Here is an 18,167-nt window from a genome sequence, read left to right as displayed (position 1 = left end):
AATTCCCATTTATCGACGTTGCCCTCATGCGGCGCTGGACAACTACAAGGCCGCCGACGCCATACGATCGTCCCGGGCAACACTTGCTTCGGCCCCGGCGTGTCCCCATCAGGCATGAAAGTGGCGAGTAGTGGCGCCGCCACGCTGACGGGGCAGTATACCGTCAGCAGTGGCGGCCATCGTAATCTTGAGAGTAGCGTTTAGCCCAACGCTTGTTCCAGCTCCGGCAACAGCGCAAACAAATCCCCCACCAACCCGATATCGGCAATCTCGAAGATCGGCGATTCAGGATCCTTGTTGATCGCCACGATCGTGCCGGCGTCCTTGATGCCGGTCAGATGCTGGATCGCCCCGCTGATGCCGATCGCCACGTACAGCTCGGGGGCGATGATCTTGCCGGTCTGGCCGACCTGCAGCTCGTTCGGTACGTAGCCGGCGTCCACGGCGGCGCGCGAGGCGCCCACGGCGGCGCCGAGTTTGTCGGCCAGGCTGTAGATGTGCTGGAAGTTCTCGGCCGAGCCGACGCCGCGGCCGCCGGAGACCACCCGCTTGGCGCTCTGCAGGTCCGGGCGGTCGGAGCTGCCTGCGGCCAGGCCGACGAAGCGGGTATGGGTGGGCAGCGCGGCATCGACGGTGACCGCTTCGACCGTCGCACTGCCGCCGGCTGCCGCTTCCGGCCAGGAGGCGCTGCGCACGGTGGCGACCACGATCTGGTCGGCCGGCGCTTTCACCGTGATGATCGCATTGCCTGCGTAGATCGGGCGCTTGAAGGTGTAGGCATCTTCGACCGCCATCAGGTCGGAGACCTGGTTGACACCCAGCAGCGCGGCAACCACCGGCATCAGGTCCTTGCCGAACGTGGTCGAGGGGCCGAATACATGGGTGTAGCCCTGGCCGGCGAGCTGGGCGATCTGCGGCCCCAGCACCTGCGCGATGGCATGTTCGTTGGCGGCGTTTGCCACCGTCAGTACGCGAGCAACACCCGCCAGCTGCGCGGCCTGCGCCGCAACCGCGGCCGGATCGGCCGCCAGCACGACGATGTCGATGGACTCGGCCGACACCGCCAGCGCGGCGCTGAGGGTCTTGGCAGTGGCCGCATTGAGCTGGCCGTTGAGATGTTCGGCAACGATGAGAACCTTGGCCATTACAGCAACCCCTTCTGCTTGAGTGCGGCCACCAGCTCGGCGGCGTCCTTGACCATCACGCCGCGGCTGCGCTTGGACGGCGCGGCGTAGTGGGTGGTGCTGAGACTGTCATGCGCATCGACGCCGAGATCGGCGAAGGCCAGCGTTTCCAGCGGCTTGCTCTTGGCTTTCATGATGTCCGGCAACTTGATGAAGCGCGGCTCGTTCAAGCGCAGATCGGTCGTCACCACCGCCGGCAGGTCCACTTCCAGCGTCTCCAGGCCGGCATCGACTTCGCGGGTCACCGTGGCCTTGCCATCGGCGACCACCAGCTTGCCGGCGAAGGTCGCCTGCGGGCGACCCCACAAGGTGGCCAGCATCTGGCCGGTCTGGTTGGCGTCGTCGTCGATCGCTTGCTTGCCCAGGATGACCAGGTCCGGCTGTTCCTTCTCGACCAGCTTGAGCAGGGTGCGCGCGGCGGTCAACGGCTGGATTGCCGCGTCGGTGACCACGTGGATGGCGCGGTTGGCGCCCATCGCAAGCCCGTTGCGCAGGTGCGCGGCCGCATCGGCCGGGGCCAGGGTGGCGACCACCACCTCGGTGGCGATGCCGGCGTCGCGCAGGCGCAACGCCTCTTCCAGCGCGATTTCGTCGAACGGGTTGGGCGAGAGCTTGACGCCGTCGGTGACCACACCGGAACCATCGGGCTTGACCTGAATGCGGACGTTGTAGTCCACCACGCGCTTGTAGGCGACGAGGATTTTCATCGTGTACGAGATCCTTCAGCTGTTGCGGGAAGGCCCGGCCGCGGCGGCAGGCTCGGGAGTAGGGCCATTCTAACCGGGCGGCATGCACCATGCGATGGCGTATGGATGCTGCGGCGCAACACTTGCGCGTATCGTTTGGGCAATGCTTAGGCCCCGGTATTGCTCCGGCCGTATATCCTGTGTGGTTTGAGAACGCAGCGCAGCGCGCGCGACCAGGAGGGGTAGATAGTGGCGACTTGGCTAGTAACCGGCGGTGCCGGCTTTATCGGCGGAAACTTTGTTCTTGAAGCAGTTGCACGCGGGATCCGCGTGATTAATCTCGATGCGCTCACCTATGCGGGGAACCTGAACACGCTGGCGTCGCTGGAAGGCAATGCCGACCATGTCTTCGTCAAGGGCGATATCGGCGACGGCGCACTCGTGACCCGTCTGCTGCAGGAACATCAGCCGGACGCAGTGTTGAACTTCGCCGCCGAAAGCCATGTGGATCGCTCGATCGAAGGCCCTGGCGCGTTCGTCCAGACCAACGTCGTCGGTACCCTGGCCTTGCTCGAGGCCGTGCGCGACTACTGGAAGGCGCTGCCGGATGCGCGTCGCGAGGCCTTCCGGTTCCTGCATGTGTCAACAGACGAGGTCTATGGCACGCTGGGCGAGACCGGCAAGTTCACCGAGACCACGCCGTATGCGCCCAATTCCCCATACTCGGCGTCCAAGGCCGCCTCGGATCATCTGGTACGCGCGTTTCACCACACTTACGGGCTGCCGGTGCTGACCACCAATTGCTCGAACAACTACGGCCCGTACCATTTCCCGGAAAAGCTCATTCCGCTGGTGATCGCCAAGGCGCTGGCCGGCGAGGCGTTGCCGGTGTACGGCGATGGCAAGCAGGTACGCGACTGGCTGTTCGTCAGCGACCACTGCGAGGCGATCCGCACCGTGCTGGCCAACGGCCAGGTCGGTGAGACCTACAACGTGGGCGGCAACTCCGAGCGCCAGAACATCGAGGTCGTGCAGGCGATCTGTGCGCTGCTGGATCAGCATCGCCCGCGTGAGGACGGCAAACCGCGTGCGAGCCAGATCACCCATGTCACCGACCGCCCCGGACACGACCGTCGCTACGCGATCGATGCCTCCAAGTTGAAGAACGATCTGGGCTGGGAGCCGGCCTATACCTTCGAGCAAGGCATCGCGCAGACGGTGGAGTGGTACCTGACCAACCAGGCCTGGGTGCAGGGCGTGCTGGATGGCAGCTATCGGCTGGAACGGATCGGCGCCGCGGCCTAACGCGAGCCCTTAGGCAAGAGCCCGCGCATGTAAGCGTGTGCGGGCCTCAACAGGACATCCCTGATGACACAACGTAAAGGCATCATTCTGGCGGGCGGCTCCGGCACGCGCCTGTATCCGATCACCAAGGGCGTCAGCAAGCAGCTGTTGCCGGTGTACGACAAGCCGATGATCTACTACCCGCTGAGCGTGCTGATGCTTGCGGGTATCCGCGACATCCTGATCATCAACACGCCGCACGAGCAGGCGCTGTTCCAGACGCTGCTGGGCGATGGTTCCCAGTGGGGCGTCAATATCCAGTATGCCGTGCAGCCCAGCCCCGATGGTTTGGCGCAGGCCTATCTGATCGGCCGCGAGTTTGTCGACGGCAAGCCGAGTTGCCTGGTGTTGGGCGACAATATCTTCCATGGGCATGGCCTGACCGATACCTTGCGCCGCGCCGATGCGCGTGAGCAGGGTGCAACCGTCTTCGGGTACTGGGTCAACGACCCGGAGCGCTACGGTGTTGCCGAATTCGATCAGCAAGGCAAGGTCATCGACATTGCCGAAAAGCCGGAAAAGCCCCGTTCCAACTATGCCGTCACCGGCTTGTATTTCTATGACGGCAAGGCCAGCGACTACGCGGCTGCGTTGAAGCCTTCACCGCGTGGCGAGCTGGAAATCACCGATCTCAATCGCTGCTATCTCGATGCTGGCGACCTGCACCTGGAGCCGCTGGGGCGCGGATACGCATGGCTGGATACCGGCACGCATCAGTCATTGCACGAAGCGGCCAATTTCATCGAGACCATCCAGATGCGTCAGGGCCTGCAGGTGTGCTGCCCGGAAGAAATCGCGTTTGGTCAGGGCTGGATCGATGCGGAGCAGCTGGAGCGCCTGGCGGCGCCGTTGTTGAAGAACGACTACGGCAAGTATTTGACTGCATTAGCCAAGCGTGGGGTCGTCCATTGAACGTGTTCGAAACGACATTGCCCGGCTGCGTCGTCATCGAGCCTGCGGTCTTCGGCGATGCGCGCGGTTATTTCTTCGAAACATGGAATGCAGAGCGCTTCGGACAGCATGGCCTGCCCACAAGCTTTGTACAAAGCAACGTCTCCACGTCCGCCAGGGGCGTGCTGCGCGGTCTGCATTACCAGTGGCCCCGGCCACAGGGCAAGCTGGTGAGCGTGCTCGAAGGCGAGGTGTATGACGTCGCGGTGGATATCCGCGCCGGGTCTCCCCACTTCGGGCGTTGGACCGCCGTTTTACTGAGCGCAGAAAACCGACGCCAGGTCTGGATACCTGAAGGCTTTGCACATGGGTTTGCCGTGCTTTCAGAGAAAGCATTATTCAGCTATCTGTGCACCGACGTTTACGTCAAGGAAGCAGATGCAGGCGTGCGTTGGAACGATGCGGCGATCGGGATCGATTGGCCGATCAGCGATCCAGTGTTGTCCGCCAAGGATGCCAAAGCGCCGTTCCTGGATGAGGTGCCAGTCGATCGACTGCCGGTGTACATGCCGTGACCACGGTGTTGTTTGGTGCCAATGGGCAGGTCGGGACGGAACTGCTGCGCGCACTGGCAGCCGATGACGCAGTATGGCCAACGACGCGTAGCGGCCGGTTGGCCGATGGAAGTGCGTGCGAGACGGCGGATTTCGACGCGCCGGAAATGCTGGCCGCTTTGTTGGACCGGGTCGGCCCGTCGCGCGTGGTCAATGCGGCCGCCTACACGGCGGTGGATCGCGCCGAACATGAGCGAGATAGCGCCATGCGCGCAAATGCCATCTCGCCCGGCGTCATTGCCGCATGGTGTGCATCCCGCAACGTTCCGCTGGTGCACTACTCGACCGACTACGTCTTCGACGGTAGAGGTCACGCACCGTATCCGGAAGACGCGCCGACCTCGCCACTGGGCGTCTACGGTGAGACCAAGCTTGCTGGCGAGGAGGCCATCCGTGCTTCGGGCACGCAGCATCTGATTCTGCGCACGGCATGGGTGTACGCCTCGCACGGCGCAAATTTCCTGCGCACCATGTTGCGTGTGGGTGCCGAGCGCGATGAGCTGCGGGTGGTGGACGATCAGGTCGGAACACCGACACCCGCCGCCCTGATTGCCGATGTCACTGCGCAGTTGCTGCGCCAACGCACCCCCGACACGTCGGGTACCTGGCACCTCACGGCGGCAGGGCAGACCAGCTGGCATGGTTTTGCCGAGGCGATCTTCCAGCAAGCCGTCAGCGCAGGCCTGTTGTCGCGCGCACCGCGCGTGGTGCCGATCACCACCGCCAACTATCCGACGCCCGCAACGCGGCCGGCGTACTCGCGGCTGTCGATCGACAAACTGCAGCGCGAGTTCGACATCGTGTTGCCGGACTGGCAGCTCGGCCTGCAGCGCGTGATTGCCGAAATCGCCGCTGCCAGAGAGTAAATCCGCAACTCTGGTCGGTGGCGATAGGTCCGCTGATCAATATGAGCCGCAAAAACAAACAGCCGGGAATCCCCGGCTGTTTGCTGATACGTCGGAAGGACCTGCAAGCGACCGATCAGGCGCGCCCGTAGGTGTCTTCGAAACGCACGATGTCGTCTTCGCCCAGGTAGCTGCCGGACTGCACTTCGATCAGCTCCAATGGCAACTTACCCGGATTGCGCAGGCGATGGGTCACGCCCAGTGGGATGTAGGTACTCTGGTTTTCGGTCAGCAGCAGCACCTCGTCGCCACGGGTGACTTCGGCGGTTCCGCTCACCACGATCCAGTGTTCGGCGCGATGGTGATGCATCTGCAGGCTCAGCACCGCACCGGGTTTGACGGTGATGCGCTTGACCTGGTGGCGCTGGCCCATGTCGATCGAATCGTAGGCGCCCCACGGCCGATAGACCTTGCGATGCCAGGTGGCCTCTGAACGGCCAGCCGTCTTGATCTGGCCGACCACGTCCTTGACCTCCTGGATGCGATCGCGATGACCGACCAGCACGGCGTCCGGCGTCTCGACGACGACGACGTCTTCCAGGCCGACCATGGCGATCAGGCGCGAGCCGTACGCATAGGTGTTCTTGCAGTCCAGCTGGATGACATCGCCGTGGTGCGCATTACCCTGGCCGTCCTGTTCGGACACGTCCAGCAGTGACGACCACGACCCGACATCGTTCCAGCCGGCATCCAGCGGCACCACCACTGCATCGGCGGTCTTTTCCATCACCGCATAGTCGATCGAATCCGATGGGCTGGAGGCGAACGCGTCCTTGTCCAGACGGGTGAAGTCGGCGTCGCGCTTGCCGCCTTCCCACGCCTTCTGGCACGCATCGGCGATGGCGGGCTGGAACTTGCGCAGTTCTTCCAGATAGCGCGAGGCGCGGAACAGGAACATGCCGCTGTTCCAGTAATACTCGCCGCTGGCCAGATAGCCTTGCGCGGTGGCCAGGTCGGGCTTTTCGACGAAGCGCTCGACTGCGGTGGCGCCGGTGCCGGCACCGGCCTTGATGTAGCCGTAGCCGGTTTCGGGCGCGGTGGGCTTGATGCCGAAGGTGACCAGCTTGCCCTGCGCTGCGGCAGCTGCCGCGACGGTCACGGCAGCCTGGAAGGCGGCTTCGTCACGAATCACGTGGTCGGACGGCAGCACCAGCAACAGCGGATCGTCGCCATTGCGGGTGGCTTCCAGGGCGGCTACAGCAATCGCCGGGGCGGTGTTACGGCCCTTGGGCTCGAGCAGGATGGCAGACGGCTTGACACCCAACTGCTGCAACTGCTCGGCGGCCATGAAGCGGTGTTCCTCGTTGGCCACCACGATGGGGGCATGCGCCGCCACCGGAGCGGAACGCAGCCAGGTGGCCTGCAGCATGCTGTGCTCGCCGACCAGCGGCAGGAACTGCTTGGGATACGATTCGCGCGACAACGGCCACAGGCGCGTGCCGGAACCGCCGGACAGGATGATCGGAAGGACGTCGCTCATGAGCGGGGGAAACTCCAATGCGTCAAAGTGGGGGAAGATGTTAAATCAGCCGCGCAGCAGGTTGGAAATTTCCTGCGTACGCGTTTCCAGCAGGGCGGCATCGCCGCGTGTTTCCACGTTCAGACGCAGCAGCGGCTCGGTGTTGGAGCTGCGCAGGTTGAAGCGCCATTGGCCGAAGTCGGCACTGATGCCGTCGGTATAGTCCAGCTCCGGTGACTGATCGCCGTAGTGATCCATCACGCGAGCAACCGCCGCCTTGGCGTCGTCCACCTTGAAGTTGATCTCGCCGCTGCAGGGGAATTTCTGCATGCGCGCCTCGACCAGATCCGCCAGCGAACGACCGGACTGCGACACCAGCTCGGCGATCAACAACCACGGGATCATGCCGGAGTCGGCGTAGGCGAACTCGCGGAAATAGTGGTGCGCGCTCATCTCACCGCCATACACGGCGTTTTCGCTGCGCATCTTTTCCTTGATGAAGGCATGGCCGCTCTTGCACAGCACCGGGATGCCGCCGGCGTCCTCGACCATCTCGACGGTGTTCCAGGTCAGGCGCGGGTCGTGCACGACCTTGCCACCCGGCTGCTTGGCCAGGATCGCCTGGGCCAACAGGCCGACCAGGTAATAGCCTTCGATGAAGCGGCCGGTGTGGTCGAAGAAGAAGCAGCGATCGAAGTCGCCGTCCCAGGCGATACCGAAGTCGGCGCCGTGTTCCTTGACCGCCCTGGCGGTGGCGTCGCGGTTTTCCGGCAGCAGCGGGTTGGGGATGCCGTTGGGAAAGTTGCCATCGGGTTCGTGGAAGACGCGGATGAACTCGAACGGCAGCTGCGGTGCAAGCAGGTCGACGATCAGGCCGGCGCCACCGTTGCCGGCGTTGACCACCAGCTTGAGCGGCTTGAGCGTGCTGCGGTCCACGTAGCTGAGCAGATGCTCCAGGTAGGCGGTCTTGTCGGTGCGGCTCTGCTCGCTTGCGGTTGGCTCGCCGGGTGCGGCGGTATCGGCAGCGACGGTGTCGCGGATCGCGAACAGGCCGGTGTCGGAGCTGATCGGTCGCGCCTGCTCGCGGACCAGCTTCATGCCGTTGTAGTCCATCGGGTTATGGCTGGCGGTGACCATCACGCCGCCGGCCGCCTTGAGGTAATCGGTCTGGAAATAGACCTCCTCGGTGCCGCACAGGCCGATGTCGATCACTTCGCGGCCGCTGGCGCGCAGGCCGGCCGAGAGCGCTTCCTGCAGGCCAGGGCTGGCCAGGCGCACGTCGTGGCCCAGGACCACGGGCCCTTGCTCCAGCTGCGCCGCCAATGCCACGCCGATGCGGCGCGCCAAGTCCTCGTTGAGTTCATCCGGCACGCGGCCGCGGATGTCGTAGGCCTTGAAGGCGGGTAGCGTCATGGGCAATTCCTGGGATGGGGGAATTCCGAGTTTAGCGGCTGTGCCGTGTCTTGGGTGTGGCGGAATTGCGATCGGGGACAGGGAACAGTCAGCGGCTAGAATGGCCGCTTCACATCAGCGAGGCGAGGGCGGTGATGAGCAATGGTGGACGTGGTGCGGCAAGCGGCAAACGCTATGCCGATGCCGGGGCGGCGCTGGATGGGGTGCTGGCCGATGGCCAGACCCTGGCGGTCGGCGGCTTTGGGCTGTGTGGAATCCCGGAAGCGCTGATCGCGGCAGTGCGCGCGAGCGGGGTCGGCGGATTGACCGTGATCTCCAACAACGCAGGCGTCGATGGATTCGGGCTGGGTCAATTATTGGCCACCCGGCAGATCCGCAAGATGATTTCGTCCTACGTGGGCGAGAACAAGGAATTCGAGCGGCAATACCTGGCCGGCGAACTGGAGCTGGAGTTCAACCCGCAAGGCACGCTGGCCGAGCGCCTGCGCGCGGGCGGTGCGGGGATTCCCGCGTTCTATACCGCAACCGGTTACGGCACCATCGTCGCCCAGGGCAAGGAAACCCGGCAATTCGACGGCAAGCAGTACGTGATGGAAACCGCGCTGCAGGCCGACGTCGCGCTGGTCAAGGCCTGGCGTGCGGATACGGCCGGCAATCTGGTGTTCCGCAAGACCGCGCGCAACTTCAACCCGGCCTGCGCCATGGTCGGTCGCGTCTGCGTCGCCGAGGTCGAGGAGATCGTGGAGGTGGGTGCGATCGATCCGGACCAGGTGCATCTGCCCGGCATCTATGTCGACCGGCTGGTACTCAACGCCACCCCGGAAAAACGCATCGAACAGCGCACCGTGCGCGAAGGACAGCACTGATGGCCTGGACCAGAGACCAGATGGCCGCACGTGCGGCGCGCGAGTTGACCGATGGTGCCTACGTCAACCTGGGCATCGGCCTGCCGACGCTGGTGGCCAACCACATTCCCGATGGCGTGGACGTGTGGCTGCAATCGGAGAACGGCCTGCTCGGCATCGGTCCGTTTCCCAGCGAGGACGAGGTGGATGCGGACCTGATCAACGCCGGCAAGCAGACAGTGACCGCGCGTGCCGGGGCCAGTTATTTCGGTAGCCACGACTCGTTTGCGATGATCCGCGGCGGGCACATCGATCTGGCGATTCTCGGTGCGATGCAGGTGACCGAGCGCGGCGACCTGGCCAACTGGATGGTGCCCGGCAAGATGGTCAAGGGCATGGGCGGCGCGATGGACCTGGTGGCCGGCGTCAAGCGCGTCGTCGTGCTGATGGAACATGTCGCCAAGGACGGCAGCCACAAGATCCTGCGCGAATGCGACCTGCCATTGACCGGCGTCGGCGTGGTCGATCGCATCATCACCGACCTGGCGGTATTCGACGTCACCGATCGCGGGCTGGTGCTGGTGGAGGCGGCCGAAGGAGTGGCGCTGGAGGACTTGCGCCAGAAGACCGGTGTGACAATTCTGACGCTTTAATCGTGAGGCAAGGCCGGACGGCCGTCAGGTCATCCGGCCCGCACCACGCCGCGTCCGGTGAAACGGTCGTCCAGTTGCAGATCCGCCAGCCACGGCGCCTGCCAGCGTCCGGAACCGATGCATTGCAGCGGGATCTGGACCGAGGTTCGGTCGAAGTCCAGCAGGTAGCTTTGGTCCTGTGCAACCTGGCAGACGTCTGCAATGAACGCCAACGCACCTTCGTGCACCTGCGCGATCGTCGCCCATTGCGCTGTCGACAGTTCCGGATGGGCGTAGACCGCAGTCGGAACGTCGTTGCTGGCTGTGAAGCAGGAAAATTGCGGCGAAGGAGCGGTGAGCAGTGTTTCCAAAAGCAGGTCGTGGCGCAGGATCGCTGACTGCTCCGGGTCGCTCTCGGTACGCCCATCGAAATAGCGAGCGGCTGCCCAGCTCTGCGCAGTAATCTTTGTGGCGCGTCCGTTCAATGCAAAATAAGCGCCACCCAGCGGCTGTCCGGTCAATCTTGTGAGGTTGGCCTGGATGGTGCCGGAATAACCTATATCGGCCACCATGGCGGTGCCGTCGCCTGCAATCGCTCTCCAGTAATGCAGGTAAGCCGTCCTTTCAGTTTCGGCAAGCGCCAGCAGTTCGTTGATCGCCGGGGCAATCAGTTCCAGCAGCTCGGCATGCATCTCCGGCAGGTAGACATCGCGTTGCATGACCGGGCGGCCCAGGCGACGTTCCAGAATATGTGCTGCAGCCTCTCCCAGGCGCGCCTGTACCAGGTTGCCCAGTGTTCCGGTGTAGGTGCTATCCAGCAGCAGTGCAAGATCATCCGGCGCATGCAGTGAAGGGGTTCCGGTTCCCCGCCGCGACGCCAGCAGATACTTGCCATGCAGCTGCTGCAGTGCAGGGGATGTCTGCCTCACCAGCTGGAACCCCTGCTCCAGCAGGTGGCCTTCCCGGCTCAGGAACAAGATCGTTTCGATATTGCGTTGCGTCGCCGTGCGGATCAGCCAGGCGAGATAATCGAAGATCAGCGGACCGATCACCACATAGCCAAGACAGGCCGGTGAAAGAACCGGCAAGGGCATCAACGTGTCCGGGTGCCGGTCGGCAAGATCGGCGAACCGATTGGCCAGCAGGCCAAGCCACAACTGGTCCTGCCACCGGGTTGCCGCCCCCGAAGCGGCTCTCAGCGGGCGCAATGCAGGAATCACCTCCAGCAGTGCGGATGGCCGAAGCACATGCACCGGTGTCAACAGCTTGTGCATCTGTGGACGCTGGACATCTGCATGTTCGTTGTCGCCGACATGCAGCCACTGGGAGGCATCGATTTTCTCGAGGGCCGGCAGCTCCCTCCAGACATTGTCGGCATCCTTGCGCCAGCCCGTCTCGCAGGACACATACCAGGCAGCCGGCAGTGCGCTGACTTCTGGTGGCAGGACCTGCTGCAGCAATGCGCTATCCAGATACATGTCCGAAAGCGCAACCAGGCGGATGCCACGTTGCTTTAGTTGCGTCGCTGCTGCGATCACGCCCTGGCGTGGTCGCAGCAGCCGGGCTTCCAGGGCCACTTCCAGTGCCTGGAGGGCGCTGGTCGGAAGTCCCTTCGCATCGGGCAGGCCAGCCAGTGTGGCGTAGATGCTCGATAGATCGACATCGGCGCCACGTTGATGGCGCGCTTTTGACTCGGCAAGTTCGCGTAGTTCTAGAAAATTTCCGATCCCGAATTGGCGTGCTATCAGGTGGGCAAGAAAAGCGCGGGCACCGGCCGGAAACAGGAATGGCCTCACCACCAAGGTGTCGAATATATCCAGCGACACCAGTCGAGCCTGCAGGGACGACAGTGTCAATCGTGTGGCGATCGGCGTCTCGAGCGACGCCTGCCAGTTGCGTCCACCCTCGTCGCTGAGTGACAGCGTCCCGTCTTGCGGCAGAATGCCGATGCGATACCGCTGATGGCGCACCACAGCGACGAACAAGCGTTCCACTGCGTGGTGCAGGGTGCCGTCGATCTGCCCGTGCTCTTCGGGGAAGTCCTTGAGTTCCAGATTCAGTGCGTACAACGACCGCAGTGCATCCACCTTCGCCCAGAACATCGATCCGGCAGGAAAATCGATGTACTCCGAGGGGCTGATGTCGAATCCAAGTCGCTGGGCAAGTGTGCGACAGACGCTGAAATTGCTGAGCCAGGTATGCGCCCACAGCAGCACCCGCTCGTAACTTTCGGGATAAAGCATGCCAAGCCGGGGCTCGGCCTGAAACATCCCCAGTTGCCAGGCGATACGCTCCGGGCCCCCCATCAGGGATGACACCAGGTAGCGACGCCACTCGCCTTGCTCACTGCCGGTATATAGCGACTTTTTCGTATGCAGATGGCCGACAACATCCAATGCCAGGATCTGCTCGCGAAACGTCACCAAGAGCGGTGCGATGTCACGGCCGCGATTGGGCACGACGCGTATCTCGAGCTTCTCGACCTGCGGCAGCTTTGAAAAGCGCTCGCGCGCCTGAGCTGCGGCTGTGTCATCCATCACCGATACCAGCAGGTCATAACCCACCGGCATGTGCTGGAGCGACTGCGCGAATTCGTCGATCAGGTCGGGATAGAAGACGTGCAGCATCACGCCAATCTTGAGCTGCAGCTGCGACAGGGGAGCAGGCGCGGGGAATGGGTGTTGGTCAGGCAGGCGATGAACCGCCGGGCGTGCGCGCCCGGCTAGCTGTAACCGCCCCACCAAGCCACGAATTCCCAAGGCGCGTATCAGCTTGAGTGCCCGTATTGCGACTGCGGTTGCGCCGGAGAAACCGCCGCCATGGAGTTCTACCGAGCGACGCGCCGCAGCCATGAGTTTGGAAAGACTGCCGGTCACGCGGTACGCCACTGGCTACTCACAGATTATGGTAGTTCGGGCCCGAACCACCCTCCGGGGTGACCCAGGTGATGATCTCGTACGGGTCCTTGATGTCGCAGGTCTTGCAGTGCACGCAGTTGGCGGCGTTGATCTGCAGGCGCTTGCCGGAGGGGCTGCCGGTGTCTGCGACCATTTCGTAGACGTTGGCCGGGCAGAAGCGGGTGCAGGGGTTGTCGTACTCCTGTACGCAGCGGGTGGCGCAGACGTCGGTGTCGAGCACCTTCAGATGCACGGGCTGGTCTTCGTCGTGCTCGGTGGCAGCGAAGTAGACCGCCTGAAGGCGGTCGCGCGGGGCGAGCTCGCGCGTGCCGTAGTCGCGGTTGGCTTGCTCGTAGTCGCCGATCTTGTGCAATGCCGACCAGTCGGGTTTGTTCTTCAGCGTCCATGGCGAGGCGCCCTTGAGCGCGGTTTCCCAGGCGGCATTGAGCAGGCCGAACCACAAACCCTTCTTGAAACCGGGCTTGATATTGCGCACCTGCTTGAGCTCGGCCATCGCATCGGACGCGCGCAGTTTCGCGTCGAAGCCTTGCGGCGCCAGCTGCGATTGCACCAGATGTTCGGCGGCCAGCATGCCGCTGCGGATCGCCTGATGGGTGCCCTTGATCTTGGGCACGTTGAGCAGGCCGGCGGTATCGCCGATCAGCAGGGCACCGGGCATTTCCACCTTCGGCAGCGATTGCCAGCCGCCGGTGACGATGGCTCGCGCGCCGGCCGAGAGGATGCTGCCGCCTTCCAGCAATGGCTTGATCAGTGCGTGGTTCTTCCATTGCTGGAAGGCTTCCCACGGCTGGTACTTCGGGTCGCTGTAGTCCAGTCCGCTCACGTAACCGAGCGCGATCTGGTTGTTGTCCAGGTGATACAGGAAGCTGCCGCCGTAGGTGCGGTTGTCGGCCGGCCAGCCCAGTGTGTGCACGATCTTGCCGGGACTGACGCGCCCCTCCGGTACCTGCCACAGCTCCTTGATGCCGATCGAATAGCCCTGCGGGTCGGCGTCGGCGGTGAGGTCGAAGCGTTTGAGCAGGCGCTTGGTCAGATGCCCGCGCGCGCCTTCGGCCAGCACGGTGACCTTGGCACGGATATCGATGCCGGCGGTGTAACCGGGCTTGTGCGAACCGTCCTTGGCCACGCCCATGTCGCCGATACGCACGCCGATGACCTGGCCGTTGTCGTCGTGCAGGGTTTCGGCGGCGGCAAAGCCGGGGTAGATCTCCACACCCAGCGCTTCGGCCTGCGGCGCCAGCCAGGCGCACATTGCGCCCAGGCTGACGATGAAATTGCCGTGGTTGCGCATGCCTGGCGGCACCACCGGGAACTTGCGCGCGCTGTCCTTGCCGAGAAACCAGAATTCGTCGTCGGTGGCAGCCACGCAGATCGGCGGCGGGTTGTCGCGCCAGCCCGGCAGCAAGGCATCCAGCGGGCCCGGCTCGATCACCGCGCCGGACAGGATATGCGCACCGATGGTGCTGGATTTTTCGATCACGCAGACGCTGATGGCCGGATCGAGCTGCTTGAGCCGGATCGCAAAGGCCAGCCCGGCCGGACCGGCGCCGACGGTGACGACGTCGTACTCCATCACGTCGCGCTCGACCGTCTCTGGCGCATTTGCGCCGACTCCTGCTTCCGACATTGCTCCGCTCCCGTTGGCTCGATGGCTGCCGCGCATTTTCCGGGATTCGATGTGACGGCGGCAAATCGGATCGATTCATCCGCGCCGCGCAGCCTCCACTCAGCGGGCGCGTGCTAGCGTTTGATGCATGAAGATTCGGGTGGCATTGCCGCAAGCGGAGATCGCCTGGTGTCGCGGCTGGTTGCCGCGCGCGCAGGCCGATGCGCTGCTGCAGGCGCTGCTGACGCAGGTGCAGTGGGAGGTGCATCGCATCCGCATGTTCGGGCGGACGGTGGATTCGCCGCGTCTGAGCAGCTGGATGGGCGATGCGGGCGCCAGCTATCGCTACTCGGGCACGCAGTTCGCGCCGCAGCCGTGGCTGGAGGTGTTGCAGCCTTTACGCGCACGTCTGCAGGCTGAGACCGGGGCGCTGTTCAACAGCGTGCTGGCCAACCGTTACCGCAGCGGCAACGATGCGATGGGCTGGCATAGCGACGACGAGCCGGAGTTGGGGGCGCGACCGTTGATCGCCTCGGTAAGCCTGGGCGCGACGCGGCGCTTTGCATTCAAGCATCGCGACGATGCTGCGTTGAAGCAGACGCTGGAATTGGGGCACGGCGATCTGCTGCTGATGGCAGGCGAGACCCAGCGCCACTACAAGCATGCATTGCCGCGCACCGCAAAGCCCATCGGCGAGCGCATCAATCTGACCTTTCGCCAGATTGCGCCGCGCGTGTCCCCGCCATAAGAGCGGCTAACGAAGCGTAGCGAGCGCTTGGCTGGCAGTGAGTGCAGTGGTTTTTTTGTCCACATCTGGGGGGATGTAGTCAGCAGTGCGAGTCAAACGCTGAGTGGGTCGAGGGCGCGGTGCCCTCACCGCTCGCGGGACACGCCGTGAACCCGTCCCTGGGGGCTCGGTGGCGGCATCCATGCCGCCACACGGTCCCGCAATCGGTGAGGACACCGCACCAGACAGTTTGTTGGCTGCTTTGTTGAAAGCCATGCACACCGACCATCTTGACTGGTCCTTGCCCGCCCACCGTCGCGGGACCTTCTGCGGCATGGATGCCGCAGAAGAGCCTACATGGACGTACTTGCGGCGTGTCCCGCGATGGTGGGCGGGCAAGGGCCCTGCAGCCAGGCCGCAGATTAGCCGCCCCGCGGTAGACCGGCGTGAAGTGCTTTGTTAACCGCTCTAAGATCTGTCGCCTGCGCTTACAGCGGACGCGGCAGGCTCTGGCTGTCCTGCTGGCCGGTGACCAAGGTCCAGCCGACCAGTTCGGTGGTGACCTGCGTCATCGCCTGTTCGAATGCCGCTGCCACCGCAGCCGTGTCGGTGCCGCTGGACGGGCGTGCGACCAGGAAGGTGCGCGAAGCCACCACGCGCTGATCGGCGGCGTGCAGCAGTTTGGCATTGAGTTCGATGGTGGCCGAGGGCAGCGACTGGCCGGCGTAGTCGGACTCGAAGCGGCGCAGGTCGATCGCCAGCTTGTAGTCGGAGCGGATGCCGGTGCCGATACGGGCGACGGCGGCGATCTTGCCGGAGTCCTCGAACGCGCGGACCACGCTGTCTTCCAGCATGTCGGTGGCCGGCTGCGCCCAGCCTGCGCCGTGATAGACCTGCAACTCGCCCGGGGTCGGGCGCACGTTGATGCGCGGGCTGTCGATCACCCGCGCGGCGCTGGGCTTGGACACCGACAGCTGCCAGCTCACCTGCGGCCAGGACGGGTTCGGCGCAATCCGCACGTTAGGTGCGTAGATGGTGGCCGGCTTCTTGTCGCCGCCGGTCAACACCGAGCAGCCGCCCAGCGCCAGCAACGAGACGCACAACATGGGACGCAACAGGCGCATGGCAGTCATTTCGGTTCGAACTCCTTGGGTGCGTCGCGGCCGAGCAGGTAGCGCGCAGGGTTGTTGTCCAGTTTGTCGCTGACCCGGCGCAGGTCGCGGATCAGGCCGCGCAATTCGGTCAGCGTGGGCCCGAGCTGGCCCAGTCCGTCGTTGGCAAAACTATTGATGGCCGCGCGGTTCTCGCCAAGGATGTTGTCGGCGTTGCCGGCTGCCGAATCCAGCTTGACCAGGGTGGCGTCGAGCTTTTCCAGGATGCCCGGCAGCTGCTGCACCAGATTCTGGTCCAGCCGCTTGATGGTGCCGTTGGTGGTGGTCAGGGTGGTGTCCAGATTGCGTGCGGCATCGCGCGCGCTGACGATCAGCGCCTGCATGCCTTCGTCGCGGTCGGCGATGCCACCACTGATCTTTTCCAGATTCTGCAAGGTGGCGGTGATGCTGGCCACGTTCTTGTCTGAGAGCATCTGGTCCATGCGCTCGACGATGCGGTTGGCGGTGTCTGTGATGTTCTGCAGCGCCGACGGCGTGGTCTGGATGATCGGCGCATCGCTCTTGTCGATGGTGGTCAGCGACGGGGCCTCGGGCGTGCCGCCGGAGAGCTGGATGATCGACGGGCCGGTCAGGCTGGTGATGGCCAGCTTGGCGCGCGTATCGCTCTTGATCGGCGTGGTGGAGTTCACCCGCACGTGCGCGACCACCTGGCGCGGGTCGTTCGGCGCCAGCGTCAGCTCGGTTATCGAGCCGACCGCGATGCCGTTGTATTGCACCGGGCTGCCGACCGACAGGCCGGTTACCGCCTCGCGGAACACCACCCGGTATTGCTGCCAGGTACGGTCGGAGGAGTATTTCGCGGCCCATAGCCCGAACAGCAGCAGGGCCAGGCCCGCCACGATGGTGAAGGCGCCGATCAGGACGTAATTGGCTTTGGTTTCCATGCTCAGGCGGTCTCGGTGGAGTCGGTCTTGGCCGCGCGCGCGGCGCGGGCGCGCGGACCGTGGAAATATTCCTGGATCCAGGGGTGGTCGATCTGCTCGACTTCGGCCAGCGGCGCGTTGGCGATCACCTTGCGATCGGCCAGCACCGCGATGCGGTCGCAGATGGCGTACAGCGTATCCAGGTCATGCGTGATCAGGAACACGGTCAGGCCCAGCGCCTGTTGCAGGGTGCGGATCAACCGGTCGAAGGCGGCCGCGCCGATCGGGTCCAGCCCGGCGGTGGGCTCGTCCAGAAACAGCAGCGGCGGATCCAGCGCCAGCGCCCGCGCCAGGCCGGCGCGCTTGCGCATGCCGCCGGACAATTGCGAGGGCAGCTTGTCCAGCGCATCGGCCGGCAGGCCGGCCAGCTTGATCTTCAGCAGCGCCAGCTCGAAATACCAGCGCTCGGGAAACTCGCCGTGATGTTCCTTCAGCGGGACCTGCACGTTTTCGCCGACGGTCATCGACGAGAACAGCGCGCCGTCCTGAAACAGCACCCCGGTATTGCGGGTGATGTGCTGGCGGTCGGCGAAACGGCCCGAGCGTGCGTCCGCACCCAACACCTGGATGCTGCCGGCGTCGGGCTCGCGCAGGCCCAGGATGCTGCGCATCAGCACCGACTTGCCGGTGCCCGAGCCGCCGACCACGCCCAGGATCTCGCCGCGACGTACGTCCAAGTCCAGGTCCTCATGCACGACCTGGCTGCCGAAGCGATTGGTCAGCCCGCGCACCGAAATCGCCAGCTGGTCGTCGTCGGCGTCGGTCTCTGTGCCGGGATTGGGGATTTGGGATTCGGGATTGGTCACAGCACAGTTCTCCCGAGTGTCAGGGCGCCAGCTGCGCTCCTG

16 protein-coding genes are annotated in these 18,167 nt (G+C 64.3%); 7 read left to right on the top strand and 9 right to left on the bottom strand.

All coding sequences use genetic code 11. The features are described 5' to 3' along the window. Positions 1-200: 200 nt before the first annotated feature. Positions 201-1,145 (bottom strand): electron transfer flavoprotein subunit alpha/FixB family protein, encoded by a 945-nt coding sequence (locus tag ACCQ04_RS17125; protein WP_226427467.1) that lies wholly within the window; start codon positions 1,143-1,145, stop codon positions 201-203. Beyond that, positions 1,145-1,891, bottom strand: a complete 747-nt coding sequence (locus tag ACCQ04_RS17120) for an electron transfer flavoprotein subunit beta/FixA family protein (protein WP_039525367.1) — start codon at positions 1,889-1,891, stop codon at positions 1,145-1,147. Before ACCQ04_RS17120 ends, ACCQ04_RS17125 begins: the two co-directional genes overlap by 1 nt. Positions 1,892-2,119: 228 nt before the next feature. On the opposite strand from ACCQ04_RS17120, the gene rfbB reads away from it, so the two are divergent. The 4 genes from rfbB to rfbD all read left to right on the top strand — a co-directional run bounded on the left by rfbB (position 2,120) and on the right by rfbD (position 5,585). After that, complete coding sequence (rfbB, locus tag ACCQ04_RS17115; RefSeq protein ID WP_226427466.1) at positions 2,120-3,175, top strand: dTDP-glucose 4,6-dehydratase; 1,056 nt, start codon at positions 2,120-2,122, stop codon at positions 3,173-3,175. 63 nt (positions 3,176-3,238) lie between these two features. After that, positions 3,239-4,126: a glucose-1-phosphate thymidylyltransferase RfbA gene (gene rfbA / locus ACCQ04_RS17110; RefSeq protein ID WP_226427465.1), complete on the top strand. Its 888-nt coding sequence runs from the start codon at positions 3,239-3,241 to the stop codon at positions 4,124-4,126. Continuing rightward, positions 4,123-4,680 (top strand): dTDP-4-dehydrorhamnose 3,5-epimerase, encoded by a 558-nt coding sequence (gene rfbC / locus ACCQ04_RS17105; protein WP_226427464.1) that lies wholly within the window; start codon positions 4,123-4,125, stop codon positions 4,678-4,680. Before rfbA ends, rfbC begins: the two co-directional genes overlap by 4 nt. Beyond that, the gene (gene rfbD, locus ACCQ04_RS17100; RefSeq protein WP_226427463.1) at positions 4,677-5,585 is read left to right on the top strand and encodes a dTDP-4-dehydrorhamnose reductase; all 909 of its coding nucleotides are present in this window, start codon (positions 4,677-4,679) and stop codon (positions 5,583-5,585) included. Before rfbC ends, rfbD begins: the two co-directional genes overlap by 4 nt. A gap of 115 nt (positions 5,586-5,700) precedes the next feature. On the opposite strand, the gene ACCQ04_RS17095 is transcribed toward rfbD, so the two are convergent. Continuing rightward, positions 5,701-7,104 (bottom strand): mannose-1-phosphate guanylyltransferase/mannose-6-phosphate isomerase, encoded by a 1,404-nt coding sequence (locus ACCQ04_RS17095; protein WP_024938345.1) that lies wholly within the window; start codon positions 7,102-7,104, stop codon positions 5,701-5,703. 45 nt (positions 7,105-7,149) lie between these two features. Then, a complete protein-coding gene (locus ACCQ04_RS17090) occupies positions 7,150-8,496 on the bottom strand; it encodes a phosphohexomutase domain-containing protein (protein ID WP_024938344.1) in 1,347 nt (448 codons plus the stop codon). Between the two features lie 134 nt (positions 8,497-8,630). Here ACCQ04_RS17090 and ACCQ04_RS17085 point away from each other — a divergent pair, with 134 nt between their 5' ends. Together ACCQ04_RS17085 and ACCQ04_RS17080 are read left to right on the top strand one after the other, a co-directional pair. Further along, positions 8,631-9,362, top strand: coding sequence for a CoA transferase subunit A (locus ACCQ04_RS17085; protein ID WP_226427462.1), 732 nt, complete (start codon positions 8,631-8,633; stop codon positions 9,360-9,362). After that, entirely contained in the window at positions 9,362-9,994 is a 633-nt protein-coding gene (locus tag ACCQ04_RS17080; protein WP_184379295.1) for a CoA transferase subunit B, read from the top strand. Before ACCQ04_RS17085 ends, ACCQ04_RS17080 begins: the two co-directional genes overlap by 1 nt. 29 nt (positions 9,995-10,023) lie before the next feature. Here the strand turns inward: ACCQ04_RS17080 and ACCQ04_RS17075 are convergent, their stop codons facing one another. Both ACCQ04_RS17075 and ACCQ04_RS17070 read right to left on the bottom strand, forming a co-directional pair. Further along, positions 10,024-12,759: a rhamnan synthesis F family protein gene (locus ACCQ04_RS17075; protein ID WP_226427579.1), complete on the bottom strand. Its 2,736-nt coding sequence runs from the start codon at positions 12,757-12,759 to the stop codon at positions 10,024-10,026. A gap of 109 nt (positions 12,760-12,868) precedes the next feature. Continuing rightward, complete coding sequence (locus ACCQ04_RS17070; RefSeq protein ID WP_226427461.1) at positions 12,869-14,518, bottom strand: electron transfer flavoprotein-ubiquinone oxidoreductase; 1,650 nt, start codon at positions 14,516-14,518, stop codon at positions 12,869-12,871. Between the two features lie 127 nt (positions 14,519-14,645). On the opposite strand from ACCQ04_RS17070, the gene ACCQ04_RS17065 reads away from it, so the two are divergent. Further along, the gene (locus tag ACCQ04_RS17065) at positions 14,646-15,245 is read left to right on the top strand and encodes an alpha-ketoglutarate-dependent dioxygenase AlkB family protein (protein ID WP_104552856.1); all 600 of its coding nucleotides are present in this window, start codon (positions 14,646-14,648) and stop codon (positions 15,243-15,245) included. Between the two features lie 467 nt (positions 15,246-15,712). On the opposite strand, the gene ACCQ04_RS17060 is transcribed toward ACCQ04_RS17065, so the two are convergent. From ACCQ04_RS17060 to ACCQ04_RS17050, 3 genes are read right to left on the bottom strand one after another with little or no spacing between them, the layout of a single operon-like run. Further along, entirely contained in the window at positions 15,713-16,357 is a 645-nt protein-coding gene (locus ACCQ04_RS17060; protein ID WP_054592898.1) for an ABC-type transport auxiliary lipoprotein family protein, read from the bottom strand. Further along, positions 16,354-17,280 (bottom strand): MlaD family protein, encoded by a 927-nt coding sequence (locus tag ACCQ04_RS17055; RefSeq protein ID WP_011035876.1) that lies wholly within the window; start codon positions 17,278-17,280, stop codon positions 16,354-16,356. Before ACCQ04_RS17055 ends, ACCQ04_RS17060 begins: the two co-directional genes overlap by 4 nt. A 2-nt stretch (positions 17,281-17,282) precedes the next feature. Then, positions 17,283-18,125 (bottom strand): ABC transporter ATP-binding protein, encoded by an 843-nt coding sequence (locus ACCQ04_RS17050; RefSeq protein WP_054592900.1) that lies wholly within the window; start codon positions 18,123-18,125, stop codon positions 17,283-17,285. Positions 18,126-18,167 lie beyond the last annotated feature (42 nt).

It is taken from the genome of Xanthomonas sp. NCPPB 2866 (assembly GCF_041475745.2).
GTDB lineage: Bacteria > Pseudomonadota > Gammaproteobacteria > Xanthomonadales > Xanthomonadaceae > Xanthomonas > Xanthomonas arboricola.
Note: the sequence above shows the minus strand (reverse complement) of the source record. Positions and strands in the feature narration are given on the sequence as shown.

Excerpts from the sequence above, each read along its gene's own strand:
- ACCQ04_RS17065 (WP_104552856.1), top strand. The coding sequence starts at position 14,646 with ATGAAGATTCGGGTGGCATTGCCGCAAGCGGAGATCGCCTGGTGTCGC.
- ACCQ04_RS17085 (WP_226427462.1), top strand. The coding sequence starts at position 8,631 with ATGAGCAATGGTGGACGTGGTGCGGCAAGCGGCAAACGCTATGCCGAT.
- ACCQ04_RS17055 (WP_011035876.1), bottom strand. The coding sequence starts at position 17,280 with ATGGAAACCAAAGCCAATTACGTCCTGATCGGCGCCTTCACCATCGTG.
- ACCQ04_RS17090 (WP_024938344.1), bottom strand. The coding sequence starts at position 8,496 with ATGACGCTACCCGCCTTCAAGGCCTACGACATCCGCGGCCGCGTGCCG.
- ACCQ04_RS17060 (WP_054592898.1), bottom strand. The coding sequence starts at position 16,357 with ATGACTGCCATGCGCCTGTTGCGTCCCATGTTGTGCGTCTCGTTGCTG.
- ACCQ04_RS17120 (WP_039525367.1), bottom strand. The coding sequence starts at position 1,891 with ATGAAAATCCTCGTCGCCTACAAGCGCGTGGTGGACTACAACGTCCGC.
- ACCQ04_RS17095 (WP_024938345.1), bottom strand. The coding sequence starts at position 7,104 with ATGAGCGACGTCCTTCCGATCATCCTGTCCGGCGGTTCCGGCACGCGC.
- ACCQ04_RS17070 (WP_226427461.1), bottom strand. The coding sequence starts at position 14,518 with ATGTCGGAAGCAGGAGTCGGCGCAAATGCGCCAGAGACGGTCGAGCGC.
- ACCQ04_RS17080 (WP_184379295.1), top strand. The coding sequence starts at position 9,362 with ATGGCCTGGACCAGAGACCAGATGGCCGCACGTGCGGCGCGCGAGTTG.
- ACCQ04_RS17125 (WP_226427467.1), bottom strand. The coding sequence starts at position 1,145 with ATGGCCAAGGTTCTCATCGTTGCCGAACATCTCAACGGCCAGCTCAAT.
- rfbA (WP_226427465.1), top strand. The coding sequence starts at position 3,239 with ATGACACAACGTAAAGGCATCATTCTGGCGGGCGGCTCCGGCACGCGC.